Annotated in this window: 13 protein-coding genes; 5 read left to right on the top strand and 8 right to left on the bottom strand. The window is 71.2% G+C overall.

Annotation, left to right across the window (positions count from 1 at the left end; all coding sequences use genetic code 11):
• Positions 1 to 633: 633 nt before the first annotated feature.
• The 5 genes from whiA to ACFWXQ_RS26470 all read right to left on the bottom strand — a co-directional run bounded on the left by whiA (position 634) and on the right by ACFWXQ_RS26470 (position 6,634).
• Positions 634 to 1,623, bottom strand: a complete 990-nt coding sequence (gene whiA / locus ACFWXQ_RS26450; RefSeq protein WP_055615083.1) for a DNA-binding protein WhiA — start codon at positions 1,621 to 1,623, stop codon at positions 634 to 636.
• Positions 1,614 to 2,681 (bottom strand): uridine diphosphate-N-acetylglucosamine-binding protein YvcK, encoded by a 1,068-nt coding sequence (gene yvcK, locus ACFWXQ_RS26455; RefSeq protein ID WP_200398993.1) that lies wholly within the window; start codon positions 2,679 to 2,681, stop codon positions 1,614 to 1,616. Before yvcK ends, whiA begins: the two co-directional genes overlap by 10 nt.
• Positions 2,678 to 3,784, bottom strand: coding sequence for an RNase adapter RapZ (gene rapZ / locus ACFWXQ_RS26460; protein WP_383936115.1), 1,107 nt, complete (start codon positions 3,782 to 3,784; stop codon positions 2,678 to 2,680). Before rapZ ends, yvcK begins: the two co-directional genes overlap by 4 nt.
• Complete coding sequence (gene uvrC / locus ACFWXQ_RS26465) at positions 3,781 to 5,835, bottom strand: excinuclease ABC subunit UvrC (RefSeq protein ID WP_383936116.1); 2,055 nt, start codon at positions 5,833 to 5,835, stop codon at positions 3,781 to 3,783. Before uvrC ends, rapZ begins: the two co-directional genes overlap by 4 nt.
• Before the next feature lie 127 nt (positions 5,836 to 5,962).
• On the bottom strand, positions 5,963 to 6,634 hold the full coding sequence (locus tag ACFWXQ_RS26470) for a response regulator (protein WP_383936118.1): 672 nt from the start codon (positions 6,632 to 6,634) through the stop codon (positions 5,963 to 5,965).
• Between the two features lie 244 nt (positions 6,635 to 6,878).
• Here ACFWXQ_RS26470 and ACFWXQ_RS26475 point away from each other — a divergent pair, with 244 nt between their 5' ends.
• Positions 6,879 to 7,070 (top strand): hypothetical protein, encoded by a 192-nt coding sequence (locus ACFWXQ_RS26475; RefSeq protein ID WP_383936119.1) that lies wholly within the window; start codon positions 6,879 to 6,881, stop codon positions 7,068 to 7,070.
• Positions 7,071 to 7,318: 248 nt separating this feature from the next.
• Here ACFWXQ_RS26475 and ACFWXQ_RS26480 read toward each other — a convergent pair whose 3' ends face one another.
• A complete protein-coding gene (locus ACFWXQ_RS26480) occupies positions 7,319 to 9,970 on the bottom strand; it encodes a PAS domain S-box protein (RefSeq protein ID WP_383936121.1) in 2,652 nt (883 codons plus the stop codon).
• A gap of 275 nt (positions 9,971 to 10,245) precedes the next feature.
• On the bottom strand, positions 10,246 to 11,640 hold the full coding sequence (locus tag ACFWXQ_RS26485) for an ABC transporter substrate-binding protein (protein WP_383936122.1): 1,395 nt from the start codon (positions 11,638 to 11,640) through the stop codon (positions 10,246 to 10,248).
• A 172-nt stretch (positions 11,641 to 11,812) separates the two neighbouring features.
• On the opposite strand from ACFWXQ_RS26485, the gene ACFWXQ_RS26490 reads away from it, so the two are divergent.
• From ACFWXQ_RS26490 to ACFWXQ_RS26505, 4 genes are all read left to right on the top strand, one after another.
• Positions 11,813 to 12,163: a response regulator transcription factor gene (locus ACFWXQ_RS26490; RefSeq protein ID WP_383936124.1), complete on the top strand. Its 351-nt coding sequence runs from the start codon at positions 11,813 to 11,815 to the stop codon at positions 12,161 to 12,163.
• Positions 12,164 to 12,383: 220 nt separating this feature from the next.
• Complete coding sequence (locus tag ACFWXQ_RS26495; protein WP_383936126.1) at positions 12,384 to 13,331, top strand: hypothetical protein; 948 nt, start codon at positions 12,384 to 12,386, stop codon at positions 13,329 to 13,331.
• Positions 13,332 to 13,460: 129 nt separating this feature from the next.
• On the top strand, positions 13,461 to 14,495 hold the full coding sequence (locus ACFWXQ_RS26500) for a LacI family DNA-binding transcriptional regulator (protein ID WP_383936128.1): 1,035 nt from the start codon (positions 13,461 to 13,463) through the stop codon (positions 14,493 to 14,495).
• Positions 14,492 to 15,403 carry a carbohydrate kinase gene (locus tag ACFWXQ_RS26505; RefSeq protein WP_383936130.1) on the top strand — a complete coding sequence of 304 codons (912 nt, stop codon included), beginning with the start codon at positions 14,492 to 14,494 and terminating at the stop codon, positions 15,401 to 15,403. Before ACFWXQ_RS26500 ends, ACFWXQ_RS26505 begins: the two co-directional genes overlap by 4 nt.
• 75 nt (positions 15,404 to 15,478) lie before the next feature.
• On the opposite strand, the gene uvrA is transcribed toward ACFWXQ_RS26505, so the two are convergent.
• Positions 15,479 to 18,580 (bottom strand): excinuclease ABC subunit UvrA, encoded by a 3,102-nt coding sequence (gene uvrA, locus ACFWXQ_RS26510; RefSeq protein WP_383936132.1) that lies wholly within the window; start codon positions 18,578 to 18,580, stop codon positions 15,479 to 15,481.
• Between the last annotated feature and the right edge of the window lie 101 nt (positions 18,581 to 18,681).

Below are 18,681 nucleotides of genomic sequence, written 5' to 3' on the forward strand. Positions count from 1 at the left end.
CAAAACGCCGGTGCGGTTACCCCAAATGGGCGCACGCACCGGCGTGTTGAGAATCTCGGACCTACGGCCCCGGTCTCGGTGAAGCACCACGGACGGGTCCGCAGACCGGCCTGGGGAGCTGCGGCGGGCCAGGGCCGCGGCGATTTCCTTGGCTCGGCCCGCGACGGTCTGCGTGGCTCAGCCCGCCGCGGTCTGCATGGCTCAGCCTCGGCGATCTCCGTGGCTCAACCTCTGCGGTTGGCATGGCTCAACCCTCGGCGGTCTCCCGCGGCTCGGCCCGCCGCGCTCTGTATGGCTCAAACCTCGGTGGTCTCCGTGGCTCAACCCTCGGCGGTCTGCACGGTTCAGCCCTCGGCGGTCTCCGTGGCTCGGCCCACCGCGCTCTGCATGGCTCAACCCGCAGCGATCCCCGTGACTCAACCCTCGGCGGTCTGCACGGTTCAGCCCTCGGCGGTCTCCCGCGGCTCGGCCCGCCGCGCTCTGCGTGGTTCAACCCTCGGTGGTCTCCGTGGCTCAACCCTCGGCGGTCTGCATGGTTCAGCCTCGGCGATCTCCGTGGCTCAACCCTCGGCGGTCTGCACGGTTCAGCCCTCGGCGGTCTCCCGTGGCTCAACCCGCCGCGGTCTCCGTGGTTCAGCCCGCGAGGTTGTCGGCCATTTCCTCGGTGAGCGTGGACTCCGTGCCCGGGATGCCGAGGTCCTGGGCCCGCTTGTCGGCCATGGCGAGCAGTCGGCGGATCCGGCCCGCGACGGCGTCCTTGGTCAGCGGCGGGTCGGCGAGCGCGCCCAGCTCCTCCAGGGAGGCCTGCTTGTGCTCCATGCGCAGCCGTCCGGCGGCCGCGAGGTGCTCCGGGACCTCCTCGCCGAGGATCTCCAGGGCGCGCCCGACGCGGGCCCCGGCGGCGACGGCCGCGCGGGCCGAGCGCCGCAGGTTGGCGTCGTCGAAGTTGGCGAGCCGGTTGGCGGTGGCGCGGACCTCGCGGCGCATCCGCCGCTCCTCCCAGGCCAGCACGGACTCGTGGGCGCCGAGGCGGGTGAGGAGCGCGCCGATGGCGTCCCCGTCCCGGACGACGACCCGGTCCACGCCCCGTACCTCGCGGGCCTTCGCGGCGATCGAGAGGCGGCGGGCGGCGCCGACCAGCGCGAGCGCGGCCTCCGGGCCCGGGCAGGTCACCTCCAGGGAGGACGAGCGGCCGGGCTCGGTGAGCGAGCCGTGCGCCAGGAAGGCCCCGCGCCAGGCGGCCTCGGCGTCGCAGGTGGCCCCCGAGACCACCTGCGGCGGCAGACCCCTGATCGGGCGTCCACGGCCGTCCACGAGCCCCGTCTGGCGGGCCAGCTGATCACCGCCCGCGACCACCCGTACGACGTAACGGGAGCCGCGGCGCAGACCGCCCGGAGCCATCACGATCAGCTCGGAGCTGTGGCCGAAGATCTCCAGGATGTCCCGCTTCAGCCGGCGCGCCGCCATCGCCGTGTCCAGCTCCGCCTCGATCACGATGCGGCCGCTCACCAGGTGAAGGCCGCCCGCGAACCGCAGGATGGCGGAGACCTCCGCCTTTCTGCAGCAGGTCCGGGTGACGGGAAGCCGGGAGATCTCGTCCTTCACCGCTGCCGTCATCGCCATGGGCCGATCCTTCCATGCATCCGAAAAATACGGTCGTACGCGGCGGCCAACAGCTCCGGATCGTGCCTCGGAGACCCATCGGTCCGGGCCACGGGCGCCAGCTCGACCGCGGCGCCGAACCGCTTGGCGGCATCGGTCAGTAAATCGCGGTCGGGCACGGCGGCCTCGTCGGCCAGCACCACGTCCAGGGCGAGTTTAGGGGCGTGTCGTCCCAAAACCTCCAAATGACGCTGCGGGGAGAAGCCATCGGTTTCTCCGGGCTGCGGAGCGAGATTCAGGGAGAGGACCCGGCGGGCCTTCGTCTCGGTGAGCGCGTCGAGCAGTTCCGGCACGAGCAGGTGCGGGATCACCGAGGAGAACCAGGAGCCGGGGCCGAGGACCACCCAGTCCGCGTCGAGGACCGCCGCGACGGCCTCGGGGACGGCGGGCGGGTCGTGCGGCACGACGTGCACGGACTGCACCTCGCCCGGCGTGAGCGCCACGGTCGCCTGGCCTCGGACGGTGTCGATGTCCTCGGGCCGTTCCGGGTCATGGCCCTTGACCAGCGCCTGGAGCTCCAGGGGCACGGCGGACATGGGCAGCACCCTGCCGTGCGCGCCCAGCAGCCTGCCGACCAGGTCGAGGGCCTGGACATGGTCGCCGAGCTGCTCCCAGAGGGCGACGATCAGCAGATTGCCGACCGCGTGCTCGTGCAGCTCGCCCTTGGACTGGAAGCGGTGCTGGATGACGCGCGCCCAGGTCTGGCCCCAGTCGTCGTCACCGCACAGCGCGGCCAGGGCCTTGCGCAGGTCGCCGGGCGGGAGCACGCCCAGCTCGTCGCGCAGACGGCCGCTGGAGCCGCCGTCGTCGGCGACCGTGACGACCGCGGTGAGGTCGCCGGTGATGCGGCGCAGCGCGGCGAGCGAGGCGGACAGCCCCATGCCGCCGCCGAGCGCGACGACCTTGGGCTGGGCACCGCGGCGGCGCGGCTTGGCGCCACGGCCCTCGACGGGCTTGCCCCCGCGTGCCTCGGGGGCCATCCGCCGCAGTCTGCTCAGCCGCGGACTACGTCCTGTCATTCGCGGCCCATGTCCCGGTGGACGACGACCGTCTCCACTCCCTCGGACACCAGACGGGCGGCGAGCTTCTCCGACATGGCGACGGAGCGGTGCTTGCCGCCGGTGCAGCCGACCGCGATGGTCACATAGCGCTTGCCCTCGCGGCGGTAGCCGGTCTGGATGAGGCGCAGCAGCTCGGCGTACCGGTCGAGGAACTCCTTGGCGCCGGGCTGGTTGAAGACATACGCGGCCACCTCCTCGTTGAGGCCGGTGTACTGGCGCAGCTCCGGGACCCAGTGCGGGTTGGGCAGGAACCGCATGTCCACGACCAGGTCGGCGTCGACCGGCAGGCCGTACTTGAAGCCGAAGGACATGACGGTGGCCCGCAGCTCGGGCTCCTCCTCGCCCGCGAACTGGGCGTCCATCTTGGCGCGCAGCTCGTGCACGTTCAGGCTGGAGGTGTCGATCACCAGGTCGGCGTCGCCGCGCAGCTCGCGCAGCAGTTCGCGCTCGGCGGCGATGCCGTCGACGATGCGGCCGTCGCCCTGGAGGGGGTGCGGTCGGCGCACTCCCTCGAAGCGGCGCACCAGGGCGTCGTCCGAGGACTCCAGGAACACGATCCGCCGGGTGACGTGCTTGGTCTCCAGGTCCGCGAGGGACTCGCGCAGGTTGTCGAAGAATCGACGTCCGCGGACGTCGACGACGACCGCGATCCGCGCCACGTTCCCCTGCGAGCGGGCGCCGAGCTCCACCATGGTGGGGATCAGCGCGGGCGGCAGGTTGTCGACGACGAACCAGCCGAGGTCCTCCAGACATTTGGCGGCGGTGGACCGGCCGGCGCCCGACATCCCGGAGATGATCACCAGCTCCGGAATGGCCGCCTCGGGGGCGCCTGCCGAATCGATGGTCGTGCCCGTGTTCACTTCCGCTCCGTCTTTCTGTGCCGCTTCGTCGGCTTCCTGGCCGGCTTCCTCGCCGGCCGCCTCTCGTTGCGTTCGATCCTCGCGTGCTTCGCTGTGCGATGCCTCTGTTTCGGCCGTGTGCGGTTCCCCGGTTCCGGCCGCGGGCGGTTCGGTCTCCGCCGTGCGCCCTGCCGAGGGTTCTTCCTGCTCGTGCTCGGTCATCTCTCCTGCCCCCGTCGTTCGTCCGAGGAGCCTGCGGACACGGGCTCCCCCGCGGAACCCGTCGTCGTTTCGGATTCCGCGTCTGTCGCGTCTGTCTCGTCTTCCATGATCTCTCCAGTCGCGGTGTTCACGGCGGGTGCCGCCGGGACCGCCTGGGCGAGGGCCACGGCGATCGACTCGGCCGTCTTGCGCCCTATGCCGGGAACCTCGCAGATCTGGTCGATTGTCGCGGACCGCAGCTTCTTCACCGAGCCGAAATGCTTGATCAGCGCCTGTTTGCGTGTCTCGCCGAGGCCCGGCACGTCGTCCAGCGGGCTCGCCCTGAACCGCCGGGCCCGCTTGGCGCGCTGGTAGGTGATCGCGAAGCGGTGCGCCTCGTCGCGCACACGCTGAAGAAGATAGAGCCCTTCACTGGTACGTGGCAGCACCACCGGGTCGTCCTCGCCCGGCACCCAGACCTCTTCGAGACGTTTGGCCAGGCCACACACGGCGATGTCGTCGATGCCGAGCTCGTCAAGCGCGCGCCGGGCGGCGGCGACCTGCGGCTGCCCGCCGTCGACGACGACCAGCTGCGGGGGGTACGCGAACCGCTTGGGCCGGCCGTCCTCCTCGGTGAACCCGGTCTCGTCGTCGGCCCACTCGCCGGTCCGCTCCTTCTCGGCGAGGTACCGCCTGAAGCGGCGGGTGATCACCTCGTGCATGGACCGGACGTCGTCCTGGCCCTCGAAGCCCTTGATCTGGAAGCGGCGGTACTCGCTCTTGCGCGCCAGCCCGTCCTCGAAGACGACCATCGACGCCACGACGTCGTCGCCCTGGAGGTGCGAGATGTCGTAGCACTCGATCCGCAGCGGCGCGCTGTCCAGGTCGAGGGCCTCGGCGATCTCCTCCAGGGCCCTGGACCGGGTGGTGAGGTCGGAGGCCCGCTTGGTCTTGTGCAGGCCGAGCGCCTGGAACGCGTTGCGCTGGACCGTCTCCATGAGGGCCTTCTTGTCGCCGCGCTGCGGGATGCGCAGCGACACGTTCGACCCGCGGCGCTCGGCGAGCCAGTCCTGGACGGGCTCCACGAGCTCGGGCAGCGCCGGGACGAGCACCTCCTTCGGTACGGAGTCGCCGGTCTCCTCGCCGTAGAGCTGCTGGAGCGCGTGCTCGACCAGGTCACCCGTGGTGACGGCCTCGACCTTGTCGGTGACCCAGCCGCGCTGGCCGCGGACCCGGCCGCCGCGGACGTGGAAGATCTGCACGGCCGCTTCCAGCTCGTCCTCGGCGAGCGCGATCAGGTCGGCGTCCGTCGCGTCGGCGAGCACGACGGCGCTCTTCTCCATGGCCTTCTTGAGGGCCTCGATGTCGTCGCGCAGGCGGGCGGCCCGCTCGTACTCCATGTCCTCCGCCGCGTCCGTCATCCTCCGCTCCAGGCGGCGGATGTACGTCCCCGTGCGGCCGGCCATGAAGTCGCAGAACTCCTCGGCGAGTTCGCGGTGCTCCTCCGGAGAGACGCGCTCGACGCAGGGGGCGGAGCACTTGCCGATGTAGCCGAGCAGACAGGGGCGGCCGGTGCGCGCGGCGTTCTTGAACACGCCCGCGGAGCAGGTCCGTACGGGGAAGACGCGCAGGAGGAGGTCCACGGTGTCGCGGATCGCCCACGCGTGTCCGTAGGGACCGAAGTAGCGCACGCCCTTCTTCTTCTGGCCGCGCATCACCTGCACGCGCGGGAACTGTTCGTTCATGGTGACCGCGAGATACGGATAGCTCTTGTCGTCGCGGTACTTGACGTTGAACCGGGGGTCGAACTCCTTGATCCAGGAGTACTCCAGCTGCAGCGCCTCGACCTCCGTGGACACCACCGTCCACTCCACGGACGCGGCCGTGGTGACCATCGTGCGGGTGCGCGGGTGGAGACCGGCGAGGTCCTGGAAGTAACTCGCCAGGCGCTGGCGCAGGCTCTTCGCCTTCCCGACGTAGATCACCCGGCGGTGCTCGTCGCGGAATTTGTAGACCCCCGGCGAGTCGGGGATCTGTCCCGGCTTGGGGCGGTAGCTGGAGGGGTCGGCCATGTCTCACACCCTACTGGCGGGGTGTGACACCGCGGCGCCCCGTCAAGGGGCGCGGGGAACTGCGCGACAAGCCACGGCCGGCCCGCAGACTGCACACGACCTTCGTGCGCCCCTTCCAGCGGAGCGCCTAGCGTGACTCCAGGAACGTAAGAACCGCCAACACCCGCCGGTGGTCATCCGCGGCCTCCGGCAGCCGGAGCTTGCCGAGAATGCTGCGGACGTGCTTCTCGACGGTGCCCTCGGTCACCCACAGACGCCGCCCGATGCCGGCGTTGGAGCGGCCCTCGGCCATGAGCTCCAGGACCTCCCGCTCCCGGGTGCTGAGGAAGGACAGCGGGTCGTCTCGGCGCTGCGCCGAGACCAGCTCCCGCACCAGGGAGGGGTCGACGACCGAGCCGCCCTTGCGGATACGGTCCAGCGCCTCGATGAACTCCTCCACGACCGTGACCCGGCTCTTCAGCAGATAGCCGATCCGCCGCCCGCTCGCGAGCAGCTCCAGGGCGTCCTCGACCTCCACGAAGGCGGACAGGACGAGGATGCCGAGGTCGGGATACCGCTCGCGGATGCCGCGGGCCGCCTTCAGCCCCTCCGTGGAGTGGGTGGGCGGCATCCTGATGTCGACGATCACCAGGTCCGGCACGTGCTCGGCAACCAGTTCCAGGAGCCCGTTCGCGTCGCCGGCCTGGCCCGCCACCTCGTAGCCGAGGCGCTCGCAGAGACTGGCCAGACCCTCTCTGAGCAGGACGTCGTCGTCGGCCAGGACGACCCTCCCGCGCGCGGGCGGCTGTGCTGCGTCCATGGTGCTCCCCGTCCGCTCGGCCGACCTGTGCGGTGCGCGTCTGCGGTACGCCTCCAACAGCCTGCCGGACATGGCCGGTTACGGCTAGCCGCAGGTGGGCAATGGTGGAGAACCGGAAGCCGTTTCGGGGGCTGGCCGTGACGACACGAAGACAGTTCGAGGGAATGCTCGTAGCAGTGCAGATGCAGGTGGGCCGCCGCCCCGGGCGAGGGGCGGCGGGCCGATGACCGAAAGGCTGCGAAAGATGCGACAGACACGGATCGAGAAGCGCCGGCGGTCGGTCCGTGTGCGGCCGCACGAGGACGGGTTCTCCCCGTACGGGGACGAGGAGCGGTACACCGAGGGCCTGCGCTCCGGCCTCGACCCCCGCGACCCCGACATCGTGCGCGCCAAGCGCCTGCGGTCGGCACCGAACGGCGGGACGTCCCGCCCCTGAAGCCGGACGGCCGCCTCACCGTCCGTGCAGGCCGCCCGGAGCGCACGCGCGCCACCGAGTCCAGGACTCCCCCTCGCTGGACCTCCGAAGCCGCGTACGTTCCGGGCAGTCACGTGTCCGGGGACGGCCGCGGGTCGGTCGCGGGTCGGTCGCGGGTCGGTCGGGCCTGAGACGGCCACCGGTCGGGCCGGAGACGGCTGTCGATCAGACCGGAGACGCCCGCAGGTCGGTCCGGGGACCGCCGCCGGTCACTCCGCGGCGGACCGCGGCAGGGGCAGCCGTGCGATCAGCGTGGTCCCTCTGCCCGGCGGGCTTCTGACGGTCAGCCTGCCGCCCGCCGCCTCGACCCGGTCGGTGAGCCCGATCAGCCCGGAGCCGCCGCCCGGATCGGCTCCCCCGACCCCGTCGTCGCCGATGACGACCTCCAGGACGTCCTCGTACACCCTGGCCCGGACCTCGACCACCGTCGCGCGCGCGTGCTTGGCGGCGTTGGTGAGGCACTCGGAGGTCACGTAGTAGACAGCCACCTCGGTCTGTTCCGGGAGGCGGGCCCCCGGCAGCTCCAGGTCCAGCTCCACGGGTACGGCGGAACGCCTGGCCAGGGCGCGCAGGGCGGGGCCGAGGCCGCCCTTGGAGAGGATCGCCGGATGGATGCCCCGGGAGATCTGCAGCAGGTCCTCGAAGGCGTCGTCCAGGCCCTTGCCGATGTGCGCCAGCTGCTCGACGAGCTCGGCCGGCTGGTCCGCCGTCATGGACTCGGCCATGCGCAGGTCCAGCTGGAGCGAGACGAGACGCTGCTGGACGCCGTCGTGCAGATCGCGTTCGATGCGCCGCCGGGACGCGTCACCGGCGGCCACCACGCGCGCGCGTGAGGCGGCCAGTTGGGCGCGGCTGTCCGCGTTGGCGATGGCGGTGGCGATGAGTTCCGTGAAGTCGGCGAGCCGCGACTCGGTTCCCCTGGGCAGCGGTTCGGGGCGCGAGGCGGCCACGACGACGGCGCCCCACAGGCGGTCGTCGACGACGATCGGCGCCCCGACGGAACGGCCGACGCGGGCCGCGCGCCCGGTGGCGGCCACCGCCCGCGCCGCTTCCTGGCCCTCCGTCGCGGCCGTACGGGCGGAGCCGAGGACGGTGGCGGCGCCGTCGGCCTCGTACCGCAGGACGGCCGCGGAACTCGTGCTCAGCAGCAGTCCCACCTCGTGCGCGACGGCCGTGAACACCTCGTGGGGCGGGACGCCGCGGGCCACCAGGGTGGCGACGCTGCGCAGCGCGGCCTGTTCGCGGGCGGCGCTGCGGCTCTCGGTGACGTCGCGCGCGGCGGCGTAGATGAGGCCCTCCTCGATGACGGGACGGCAGCTCCACTGGAGCCAGCACTCGCTGCCGTCGCCGCGTACGTAGCGGTTCTCGAACTCGACGACCTCGGCGCCGGTCGCCAGCCGGTCGAGGATGGCCTGGACGCGGTCCCGGTCCTCCTCGTGCACGAAGTCGATGTACGGCCGGGACAGCAGGGTGCTGCCGGGGTAGCCGAGTGTTCTCTCGAAGGCCGGGTTCACGCGCTTGAAGTAGCCGTCGAGACCGCTGATGCACAGCAGGTCCAGGGAGAGGTTGAAGATGCTCTCCAGCTCCTGTTCGGCCTTGTCGCGCCGTCCGTGGGCGGCGGCGAACGACGCCATGGTGGCGTTCATGCCGCGCAGCAGCTGCGCCCAGGTCCCGCCGAAGGCCGCGACGTCGGCCCGGTGGCCGAGCCGGTTGTCGTCGATCGCCGTGTTCATGGTGCGGATCTCGGCGGCGAACCGCTCGCTGGTCACGTGGAGTTCGCGAAAGGTGTCGGCCACGTCGCCGATCTCGTCGCGTCCCGTGTAGCGGATGTCGTACGACAGGTCGCCGTCGGCGAGTGCCTTGGCGCCCTCGGACACCTCGGTGAGGGGGCGGTTGATCGAGCGGCGCAGGGCCAGCGCGAGGACGGTGACGGCGAGAAGGACCACTACGGAGAGGCCCAGTTCGCGTTCGCCGCGCTCCTTCACGGCCCGCAGATCACGGTCGGCGGCGGTCGCCAGCTCGTCCTCGGCGGCGTCCGCGATCGCGCGCAGGGCGGTGAGGCGGCCGGTGGAGGCGGCCAGCCAGCGGTCCAGGGAGGGCAGTTTCGCGGTGTCGCCCGCGGCGAGGGCCTCGCGTGTGGCCCGGACGGTACGGCCCGCGGGCTGGAGCAGCACGCCCGACAGCCGCACCTTGAGCCGTCCCGAGACGTTCTGCCGGAAGGTGTCGAGCTGGGCGGCCTCCAGGGCCTGCCAGGGGTCGCTCAGTGCCTGCGAGGGGTCGCCCGTGGCTCCGGAGGCGTTCCCGGGGCCTGTCGCGAACAGGACGGCCAGGTCGGCGCGTTCGCGCTCGGCGGCCTCGATGGCCTCCAGTGCGGCCAGATAGCCGTCCGCGGCACGGCCGGAGGCCCGTGAGGGGCGGCCCGAGTCGAGATGGTGGACGGTGTTGAGCAGGTCGTTGGTGAGGCTCGCGTACGTCTGCTCGGTCTCCATCGGGGTGAACGAGCCGCTGCCCGCCTCCAGTCGGGTCGCGAAGAGCTGCCTGCCCTTGGCGTCGAGCTGTCCGAGGACGTCCGGCTGCCCGGTGCCGCCCTCGGCGCCTTCCCGCGCGGCGGTCAGCGCCCGGTCCGTGGCGCGCCGGGCCGCGTCCCGTTCGGCCGTCACGCCCTGCCGGTCCGGGTCCACCGCCACGAGGACCTCGGCGAGGCGCTCACGCGCCAGGGCCTCGGTGAGCGCGGTCAGGGCGAAGGAGACGCGCGTGGCGGTCCTGAAGTCCCGCAGGGTGCGCGCCTCGCGCCAGTCGGTCACGGCCGAGAAGACCGTGAAGGCGAGCAGCCCGGAGACCGGCAGCAGCACCAGCAGCATGAGCTTGGTGCCGACGCGCAGGCGGGCGAGCAGCGGGGTTCCGGTGCGGGTGCGGCCGGTTCGTCCGGGCCGGCCGATTCGTCCGGACCGTCCAGGCGGTCCGGACCGACCAGGAAGTCCGGGCCGACCAGGAAGTCCGGGCCGTCCGCCCCGGCCGGGCCTCCGCAGGCGGACAGCGCCGAGTGCGCCGGCCGATCTCCGTACGATGCCCGGCTGCCTTCGTTCCGCGTCCTCGGGCCCGCGTATCCCGCCCGGGGTACGTCGTCCGCCGGGTCTCATGGCCCGGCCGACGGGTAACCCTGGTGATCGGCCAGGTCCTTGTCGATCCGGCGGACCGCCTTGTCCAGGGCGGCCTGCACCGGTGCACGGTCGAGCATGATCTCCGCGAAGGCCCGCGAGAAGGCACCGCTGACCGCCGGATAGGCCGGGGTCTGCGACCGCGGCCGCGCGACTCCGCTCTTCAGCTGCTCGATGAACAGGCGCTCGGCACCGCCCTCGGCGAACTTCGGCGAGAGCTCGACCGCACTGTCCGTCGCCGGGATCGCCCCGTTGGCCCGGCTCATCCGCAGTACCTCCCGGGGCTTCAGGAGGTGGGCGAGGAACCGCCAGACCGCGTCCCCGTCGGCGGCGCCCGCGGTGACACCCCACTGCCAGGAGCCCATCCCGGTGACGGTTCCCCTGCCGAAGTCGGGCAGCGGAACGATCTTCACGTCGTCCGGGAACGCCTTGCTGAACTCGGGGTAGGTCCAGTGCCCCACCCAGGAGACGGGGCTGCGCCCGCCGGTGAAGGCCTTGTCGTCCTTGTTCGGGTCGACAAGACCCTCCTTGACCCAGTTCTGGAGGGTGGTCATCGCCCCGACCGCCTCGGGCCCGTTGAGGAAACCTTCCGCCGTCCGCAGGTCCTTGGGGTCGATGAGGTCGCCGCCGGCCGACCAGACGGCGGGCGCGAACCCGTAGGTGTTCCACTCCTGGCCAGAGCGCGCGTAGTTGAGGCGCAGGTCGAGAGGCTTTTCGTAGCCCTCCTTGCGCAGCTTCCGCAGGATGCCGGTCAGTTCGGCGGCCGTCCAGGCGTCGTCCGGGCCGCTCGGGACACGGATGCCGGCCCTCTTCAGGACGGAGGGCCGTACGTAGAGGCCGAGCCCGGAGTCGAAGGTTCCGACGCCCCACAACCGGCCCTCATAGGTGCCCTGTTTGCGGATCGAGGGCAGGAGATCGGCCTTCACCGACTCGGGCACACAGGAGTCGATCGGCTTGAGCTTGCCCGACCAGGCGTAGTTGTAGAGGTTCGGGCCGTCGAAGTCGAGCAGGTCGGGCAGTTCGCCGCTGGCGGCCGCGGAGACGACCAGTTCGTCGTACGGGCGCTCCTCGGGAAGCGTGATCAGCTCGACCCGTACGTCCTTCTGTTCGGCGTTGAAGTCCTTGACCTGGCGGCGAAGGGTGTCGAGCTCTCCGCTCGGTCCCGCGTGGAACCACACGGTGATGTCGGTGGTGCCTTCGAGCCTGCCGTCGCACGTGGTGTCGCCGCCGCGCTTCGCGGAGCGCTCGTCCCCGCCTCCAGGCTCGTCCCCGCCCCCGTCGCAGCCGGCGACGACCAGCGCTGCGGACAGCGCTCCCGCGAGGACCACGCGGCGCGTCCGGTGCGTCCCGGCTTTGCTGTTGGGCTTCCTCATCGCGCACCCCCACCAGACCGGCAGAACACGGTCACCCCAGGGCAGCGACATGCTACCGCGCGTCACCCGCCACTGCGCTCCGTGAGCTCGAACGAAGTTTTCCGGCATGGGACTTCAGCACTTACCGGCTAGCCGGAAAGCCAACCCGGCAGCCGGTTGGGAAGCTGTCCGCATGTCCATGCGCTGTCTCATCGTCGATGACAGCGCCCGGTTCCTGGAGGCCGCGCGCGCCCTGCTGGAGCGTGGCGGGGTCCGGGTCGTCGGCGTCGCCTCGACGGGCGCGGAGGCGCTCACGCGCGCGCGTGAACTCACCCCGGACGTCGCCCTCGTCGATCTCGACCTGGACGGCGAGAACGGCCTCGACGTGGCGGAACTGCTCGCGGACGCCGTGCCCGCCGTGATCCTCATCTCGACGCACTCCCTGGAGGACTTCGAGGAGTTGGTGGCGGACAGCCCCGCCCGCGGCTTCCTGCCCAAGTCGGCGCTCTCGGCACGGACGATCCGGGACCTGCTGGAGCCATGAGGCGCACGCCCCGACCGGGGTGTTGGGGAACGCGTACGGACAGCGAGGTTGCGCACCAGGTGTTGTCCGGGCCTGATCAACACGCTTCAATGCGGGGTGACTTGGGGCGGGCACCACCGCACAGGGACGTGAACGTCCCCCGCACGCCGGCCGTGTGGCCCCTCCGACCAGCCCGAACGGCCCGACCAGCCGTTGCGGGCACTCACAGAAAGGCCCCTGGATGCGGGACGGCACACAACACGCGGACGCCGCCACGGCGGAGCTGGAGACGGCCCTGCGGGGCGGCCCCTTCCATGTCGCCCTGCGCGTCGCGATCGCCACCCGTGGACTGCCGCTGCAGCGCGTGCAGCACCATCTGACGCGGTACGGGGTCAAGGTCGGCGTGACGAGCCTGAGTTACTGGCAGCAGGGCGCCCGGCGCCCACAGCGCCCCGAGTCGCTGCGGGCCGTGCGTGCCCTGGAGGAGATACTCCAGCTGCCGGACGAGTCGCTGATCCGGCTGCTCGCGAAGGCCGACGAGCGCCCCGAGGCGGAACGCGCCGCGGCCCGCTCGTACCGCGCCCTCGTGGAGGCCTCCGGCGCCCTGGAGAAGCTGCTGGCCGAGCTGGACTCACCGCTCGACGGCGGCCTGCACACCATCGGCCACCACGAGCGCGTACGGATCGGCGCCCGGCGCGAACTGCTGGGACGCGACTCCCAGCACATCGTGCGCGCCCACAAGGAGGGCATCGACCGCTTCGTCGCCATCCACCACGGCGACCCGGGATGCACCCCGGAGAACATGGAGGTGCACGCCCTGGAGAACTGCCGCACGGGACGCGTCCTGTGGCACCACGACACCGGAGTCCTCGTCGCCGAGCTGCTCTTCGACACACGGCTGCGTGCGGGCGACACCTTCCTGTTCCGCTACGGCGTCGAGGACGGCACGGCCGGCGCGTGCGGTGAGTACGTCCGCGGGTTCGGCTTCTCCGGCGGGCAGTACGCCCTCCAGGTGCGCTTCGCCGAGGACACGCTGCCCGTGCGCTGCCACCGGTTCACCCAGCACTCGGCCGCGGCACCACGGAGCGGCCGCCAAGAGCTGGCGCTGAGCGACCGCCATCGGTCGGTCCACGTGGTGGAGCAGCGGGTGCGGTCGGGGATCGTGGGGATCGGGTGGGACTGGGAGTGAGGGGCCTCCCTCAGAGCTCTTGACGTAAACGTTTACGTAAGCGTTTACGTCTCCCGCGGCTTCGGGTACGGTCCGATCCGGGACGGCGTCCGACGTGGGCGTCGGCGAGGGCGAGGGAGGGGCTCACCCATGGCGACCATGGTCGACGTGGCCCGGAGTGCGGGCGTGTCCGTCGCGACGGTCTCGCACGTGCTCAACGACACCCGCCCGGTGCGGCCGGCCACCCGCCAGGCCGTGCTCGACGCCATCGACGAACTCGGCTACACGCCCAACACCCTGGCCAGATCCCTCGTCACCTCGCGCACCCGGTCGATCGGGCTCGCGGTGTCGGCGATCAGCAACCCGTACTTCACGGAGATCCTGCAGGGTGTGGAGGCCGGTGCCCTGGAGCGCGGCTACAGCCTGCTGATCGCGGACCCGCACGACGATCCGGTGCATGAGCGCAAGGTGGTCCAGCTGCTGCACGAGCGGCGGGTGGACGGCATGCTCGTCGCGCCGTCCGCGCATCCGGAGGAGCTGCTCGGCTATCTCGGGCGGCACGACGTACCGACGGTGTTCCTGGACCGGCTGGTCGCCGGCGACCGGACGCCACCCGGTTTCGTGTTCGACCAGGTCTGCGCGGAGAGCACCGAACCCGTCACGCTCCTGGTCAGGCATCTCGCCGGACTGGGTCACAAGAGGATCGGCCTGGTCGCGGGCCTGCCGGGGCTCAGCACGACGAGTGAGCGGATCACCGGTTACCGGCACGGCCTGGCGTACGCGGGGCTCCCGTACGACGAGCGGCTCGTGGTCCACGGCAACTCCGAGGCGGCGGGTGCCGAGCGCGCGACCGGCGCCCTGCTGTCCCTCCCGGCGCCGCCGACGGCACTGGTCACCGCCAACAACGCGATGACCATCGGCGCGCTGCGGGCCGTGCGCGAGCGGGGCCTGTCCGTGCCTCGTGACCTGGCCCTGTGCTGCTTCGACGACTTCTCCTGGGCGGACCTCTTCTCGCCCCGGCTCACCGCGATCTCCCAGCCCAGCAGGGAGATCGGCGCCCAGGCCGTAGGGCTGCTGCTCGACCGGCTGGACTCCCCCGGCCGCGAGGCCCGTACGGTCCGGCTGCCCTCCGCCTTCGTGCACCGCACCTCGTGCGGCTGCCCCGAGAAAGGATCCGACTCGTGATCGTCGTCGCCGGTGAGGCCCTGATCGATCTGGTGCCGCGTGAGGCGGGCGCGCTCGCGGGGCTCGACCCGCGGCGCGGCGGCGGCCCCTACAACACGGCGGTGGCGCTGGGCCGGCTCGGCTCCCCCGCGGCCTTCTGCTCGCGGATCTCCGAGGACGCCTTCGGCGAGGCCCTGGTCGGCGGACTGCGCGAGGCGGGCGTCGACGTGTCGTCCGTGCAGCGGGGCACCGAGCCGACCACCCTCGCCGTCGCGTCGATCGGCTCGGGCGGTTCGGCCCGGTACTCGTTCTACGTCGAGGGCACCGCGGACCGGCTGTTCTCCACGCCCTCCCAACTCCCGGACGGGACACGGGCGGTGTCGTTCGGCACCTGTTCGCTCGTACTGGAGCCGGGCGCGACCGCGTACGAGGAGCTGATGCGGATCGCGTCCGCGCAGGGTGTGTTCACCGCGCTCGACCCCAACATCCGCTCGGTGCTGATCCCGGACGCGGACGCCTACCGGGCGCGGTTCAAGAGCTGGCTGCCGTCGGTGTCGCTGCTCAAGCTGTCCGAGGAGGACGCGGAGTGGCTCGGCGGCACTCCGCGCGAGTGGCTGGCCTCGGGCCCCTCCGCCGTGGTCGTCACTCGGGGCGGCGACGGACTGACCGCCTTCACGCGTGACGGCGCGGAGTACTCCGTGCCGGGCGAACCCGTCGACGTGGTGGACACGATCGGCGCGGGCGACACGGTGAACGCGGCGCTGCTGCACGGCCTCGCCGCCCGCGACGCGCTCTCCGGGCCGGCGCTCGCGGGTCTGGGTGCCGACGGCTGGAGCGGGTTGCTGCGGTTCGCCGCACGGGCCGCGGCGATCACCTGCTCGCGGGCGGGCGCGGAACCGCCGTACGCGCATGAGGTGGGCGTTTTCTAGAGAGCGGCAACGCGCCACGCCCCGGGGTGAGTTCCCGTGGAGCGCGGCGCGTTGTACGTGGGCCGCGGAGCCGCCTCAGGCCTTGCGGACCCTCGTCGTCTTCTTCGCCGGGGTCGCCTTCTTCGTGACCGCGGCCGCCTTCTTGGTGGCCGTGTTGTTGGCGGCCTTTTCGGTGGTGGTTTTGGTGGTGGTCGCCTTGGTCGTGGTCGCCTTGGCGGTGGTGGTCTTGGCCGTCGCTGTCTTCTTCGTCGTCGACCTGGCGGCCACCGCCTTCTTGGCGGCCGTCTTGGCAGCCGTCTTGCGCGGGGCCTTCACCTCAGAGGCGTCGCTGACGCGCTCGGCGCCCAGGACCTCCCGCAGGAACTTGCCCGTGTGGCTGGCCGGAACCCCGGCGACCTCCTCGGGTGTGCCCTCCGCGATGACGAGGCCACCGCCGCCACCACCCTCGGGGCCCATGTCGACGACCCAGTCGGCGGTCTTGATGACATCGAGGTTGTGCTCGATGACGATGACCGTGTTGCCCTTGTCGACCAGGCCGGACAGCACGGTGAGCAGCTTGCTGATGTCCTCGAAGTGCAGACCGGTGGTCGGCTCGTCCAGGACGTACACCGTGCGTCCGGTGGAGCGCTTCTGGAGCTCGCTGGCGAGCTTCACGCGCTGGGCCTCGCCGCCGGACAGGGTGGTCGCGGACTGGCCGAGCCGGACATAGCCGAGGCCGACGTCGTTCAGCGTCTTGAGGTGGCGGGAGATCGCCGGGACCGCCTCGAAGAAGTGCATGCCTTCCTCGATCGGCATGTTCAGGATGTCGGCGATGGACTTGCCCTTGTAGTGGACGTCCAGGGTCTCCCGGTTGTAGCGGGCTCCGTGGCAGACCTCGCACGGGACGTACACGTCCGGGAGGAAGTTCATCTCGATCTTGATCGTGCCGTCGCCCGCGCAGTTCTCGCAGCGGCCGCCCTTGACGTTGAAGGAGAAGCGGCCTGGCAGGTAGCCGCGGACCTTCGCCTCGGTCGTCTCGGCGAACAGCTTGCGGACGTGGTCGAAGACTCCGGTGTACGTCGCCGGGTTCGACCGGGGGGTGCGGCCGATGGGCGACTGGTCGACGTGCACGACCTTGTCGACGAGGTCGTCGCCGTCCACGCGCGTGTGGCGCCCGGGAACGCTCCTGGCGCCGTTCAGCTCGCGGGCCAGGTGCGTGTACAGGATGTCGTTGACCAGCGTGGACTTGCCGGAGCCCGAGACTCCCGTGACGGCCGTGAGGACGCCCAGCGGGAACGACACGTCGATGTCCTGCAGGTTGTTCTCACGGGCGCCGTGCACCGTGAGCTGCCGGGACGGGTCGTGGGGGCGCCGGATGTCGGGCAGCGGGATGGCCTTCTTGCCGGACAGGTACTGACCGGTCATCGACTCGTCGTTGGCGAGGAGCTCCTTCAGGGAACCGCTGTGCACGACCTTGCCGCCGTGCTCGCCCGCGCCGGGGCCGATGTCGACGATCCAGTCGGCGACCTTGATGGTGTCCTCGTCGTGCTCGACGACGATGAGCGTGTTGCCCATGTCGCGCAGCCGGACCAGGGTCTCGATGAGCCGGTGGTTGTCGCGCTGGTGCAGGCCGATGGAGGGCTCGTCCAGCACGTACAGCACGCCGACGAGACCCGAGCCGATCTGGGTCGCCAGGCGGATGCGCTGGGCCTCGCCGCCGGAGAGGGTGCCGGCCGCGCGGTTGAGCGAGAGGTAGTCCAGGCCGACGTCGACCAGGAACCGCAGTCGTTCGTTGACCTCCTTCAGGACGCGCTCGGCGATCTTCTTGTCGCGGGCGTCGAGCCTCAGCTCGCCCAGGAAGTCCGCGCAGTCGCTGATGGACATCGCGGAGACCTCGGCGATCGACTTCTCCATGACCGTGACCGCGAGGACGACCGGCTTGAGGCGCGTGCCCTGACAGGTGGGGCAGGGCACCTCGCGCATGTAGCCCTCGAAGCGCTCGCGGCTCGCGTCGCTCTCGGCCTCGCTGTGCCGCCGCTTCACGAAGGGGACGGCACCTTCGAAGGGCGTGGTGTAGACACGCTCTCTGCCGTACCGGTTGCGGTAGCGGACCTCGATCTGCGTCTTGTGTCCGTGGATCAGTGCCTTCTTGGCGCGCTGCGGAAGACCGGCGAAGGGGATGTCGGTCCGGAATCCCAACGCGTCCGCGAGGGCTCCGATGAGGCGTCCGAAGTAGTCCTTGGTGTGGCCGTGCGACCAGGGGTGGATGGCACCCTCGTCGAGGGACTTGTCCTCGTCCGGGACGATCAGCTCGGGGTCGACCTCCATGCGCGTGCCGATGCCCGTGCAGTCGGGGCAGGCGCCGAAGGGCGAGTTGAACGAGAAGGAGCGGGGCTCCAGCTCCTCGAAGGACAGATCGTCGTACGCGCAGTACAGGTGCTCCGAGTACATGCGCTCGCGCTCGGGGTCGTCGGCCGGGAGGTCGACGAAGTCGAGCACCACCATGCCGCCGGAGAGACCGAGGGCGGTCTCCACGGAGTCGGTCAGACGGCGCTTGGCGCCCTCCTTGACCGTGAGGCGGTCGATGACCACCTCGATGGTGTGCTTCTCCTGCTTCTTCAGCGTGGGCGGCTCGGTGAGCTGGATCGTCTCGCCGTCGACCCGGGCGCGGCTGTATCCCTTGGTCTGGAGATCGGAGAAGAGGTCGACGAACTCGCCCTTGCGCTCGCGCACCAGCGGCGACAGCACCTGGAAGCGGCTTCCCTCAGGCAGCTCCAGGACTCTGTCGACGATGGCCTGCGGCGACTGGCGCGTGATGGGGCGGCCGCACTCGGGGCAGTGGGGCTTGCCGATGCGCGCGAAGAGCAGACGCAGATAGTCGTAGACCTCGGTGATGGTGCCGACCGTCGAGCGCGGGTTGCGCGAGGTCGACTTCTGGTCGATGGAGACCGCCGGGGAGAGGCCTTCGATGAAGTCGACATCCGGCTTGTCCATCTGGCCGAGGAACTGCCGGGCGTACGAGGAGAGCGACTCCACGTAGCGCCGCTGGCCCTCGGCGAAGATCGTGTCGAAGGCCAGCGAGGACTTGCCCGACCCCGACAGGCCCGTGAAGACGATGAGCGAGTCGCGCGGGAGGTCGAGCGAGACATTCTTCAGATTGTGCTCGCGCGCTCCACGGACGATGAGACGGTCGGCCACGCCGGTCCGCACCTTTCTTGAGAAGAAGTGACAGGGGCGAGGCCCCCGGCTTTTCAGACGACGGGGCCCCCGTCTTTTTCAGACTAGAGGGAGCCACTGAC

The sequence above is a fragment of the Streptomyces sp. NPDC058697 genome, from assembly GCF_042715345.1.
Taxonomy (GTDB): domain Bacteria; phylum Actinomycetota; class Actinomycetes; order Streptomycetales; family Streptomycetaceae; genus Streptomyces; species Streptomyces liliifuscus.